At 68.1% G+C, this 1888-nt stretch carries 1 protein-coding gene and 1 pseudogene; both read left to right on the top strand.

Translation table 11 applies throughout. The features are described from left to right. Nucleotides 1–380: pseudogene (locus A5777_RS17465) on the top strand (biotin-dependent carboxyltransferase family protein); the annotation flags it as partial. Nucleotides 381–433: 53 nt separating this feature from the next. Then, entirely contained in the window at nucleotides 434–1510 is a 1077-nt protein-coding gene (locus A5777_RS17460) for an oxygenase MpaB family protein (RefSeq protein ID WP_005209283.1), read from the top strand. Nucleotides 1511–1888: the final 378 nt, after the last annotated feature.

The following is a 1888-nucleotide window of genomic DNA, read 5'->3' as shown; positions in this document are numbered from 1 at the left end:
CGGCAGACACTCGACGGGCCGGCGTCGTCGAACTCACCACGTTTCCCGGCCCACGCGCTGATCGCCTCACCGAGCCGGGCCACCTCTTCGCGGGCACATGGGAGGTCACGCCCGCGAGCAATCGGGTCGGGGTACGCCTGCGACGTCGCGACGACGACACCGCGCCGACCCTGACACACCGCACAAACCTTCCCGAGATGCCCTCCGAGGGCGTGGCCCACGGCTCGGTGCAGGTTCCGCCTGCCGGCGAACCGGTGATCTTCTTCGCCGATCACCCCGTGACAGGCGGATATCCGGTCGTCGGCGTCCTGTCGGCGACGTCGGTCTCGGCCGCCGCGCAACTCGTCGCCGGCACGCTCGTCCGCTTTCGGCCGAGCTGATCACCGCCGCCCGGCGTTGACAGCGTCGTGAGACGCACCTAGGGTTTCGTCTCATGACGCACGTCACAGCCAACCCGTCGAGCTCGTCAACCGAAACGTCCGACGCCGTCGAGCGCGAGGCTGCGTCGACCGACACCCCACGCCGTTCCGAGTACCCGCATGTCGAGTACCCGCCGCTGGGCCCCGACTCCCTGACGTGGCAGGTGTGGGGAACCTGGACCGGGATGATCCAGGGCCTGTGGGCCGGGTCGATTCAGAACATGCACCCCAAGCTCGGGCAAGCCGTCTGGGATCACTCCGACTTCTTCGGCGAACGCTGGCAACGCCTCATGCGGTCGCTGTATCCGATCGGCGGAGTCGTCTTCGACGAGTACTGGGGCTTCGAGACCGGCACAGAGGTGCGTGACTATCACCGCGAGATCAAGGGCACCATGCCCGACGGCTCGCGCTATCACGCCCTCGACCCCGACGTCTTCTACTGGGCACACGCCACCTTCTGGTACGGCAACGTGCGCCTCTGCGAGAGGTTCGGTCCGTGGTTGAGCGAAGACCAGAAGCGGCAACTCTTCGAAGAATCGAAGAACTGGTACGCCATGTACGGCGTGAGCATGCGCCCGGTACCCGACACCTACGAAGACTTCCTCGAATACTGGGATCACATGTGCCGCAACGTGCTTCGCGACCACGAGTCGGTACGCACGGTCCTCGACATTTCGACGCTTCCCCCACCTCCGTACCTCTCGTTCCTCCCGACAGCGCTCTGGCGTCGCGTCATCGCCCCTGCGGTCGCCCGCAACTTCATCTGGCTCACCACGGGGTTCTACGACGAACCGATCCGCGAGATGATGGCACTCCCCTGGACCGACCGGGACGAGAGGCTGTTCCGTCTCCTCGGCAAGACCTACAACCTCGTGTTCCATCGGTTGCTGCCCCGGCGGCCGTGGCGACACCCCCGCGCACGCGATGCGTGGGACCGCGTGAACGGGCGCGTTGCCGCCGACGCACCGCTCGTCGAGACGCCGTCGCGCAACCTGCCGCCAGAATCCGAACGCGGCAAGTCGATGCACTATTGCCCCGTCCACGCGGCACGCACCGCAACCTATCCGGGCAGGGTCACCCCCGCCGACTAACGTTTGCGACGCGCAGTGGTCTCGACTCGGGTGCTCGCTGCGCTCGCGCCCGCTCGACCAGCGGGGGCTGCTGTTTCGCAGTCGGGCCCGGCCCGCTGGTCGGAGCCCCAACCCCGCTGATCGAGCCTGTCGAGATCACCCGCCGCGCCCAGTGGTCTCGACCTGGGTGCTCGCTGCGCTCGCGCCCGCTCGACCAGCGGGGGCTGCCGTTTCGCAGTCGGGCCCGGCCCGCTGGTCGGAGCCCACCCGCTGATCGAGCCCCAACCCGCTGATCGAGCCTGTCGAGATCACCCGCCGGGCGCAGTGGTCTCGACCTGGGTGCTCGCTGCGCTCGCGCCCGCTCGATCAGCGGTGGCTGCCGTTTCGCAGTCGGGCCCG

Source organism: Gordonia sp. 852002-10350_SCH5691597 (assembly GCF_001665715.1).
GTDB lineage: Bacteria > Actinomycetota > Actinomycetes > Mycobacteriales > Mycobacteriaceae > Gordonia > Gordonia sputi.
This window is presented reverse-complemented; position numbering and strand designations above follow the sequence as displayed.